1 rRNA gene is annotated in these 257 nt (G+C 54.5%); it reads left to right on the top strand.

Features of this window, described 5'->3' with window-relative positions:
- Window positions 1-147: 147 nt before the first annotated feature.
- Window positions 148-257 (top strand): 5S ribosomal RNA (rrf, locus tag M3223_RS24120); the annotation flags it as partial.

The raw sequence follows: 257 nt of genomic DNA, 5'->3' as shown, positions 1-257 counted from the left end.
AGAATCGCTTCCTGCAACGGAAGCATTCAAATTCGAGGCATCGCCAGATGCCTCAGCAGAAACCTTCGGGTTTCAAAACCGGCTTGTCACTCACTCGTTGTCAGTTTTGAAAGAGCAAGTCTCTTTCAGACGCAAGACGCTTCATCGTTTGGTGGCGATGGCGGAAGGGAACCACGCGTACCCATCCCGAACACGACCGTTAAGCCTTCCAGCGCCGATGGTACTTGGACCGCAGGGTCCTGGGAGAGTAGGACGTC

Origin of the sequence: Paenibacillus pasadenensis, assembly GCF_023715725.1 — a bacterium.
Taxonomy (GTDB): Bacteria; Bacillota; Bacilli; order Paenibacillales; family Paenibacillaceae; genus Paenibacillus_O; species Paenibacillus_O pasadenensis_A.
This window is presented reverse-complemented; position numbering and strand designations above follow the sequence as displayed.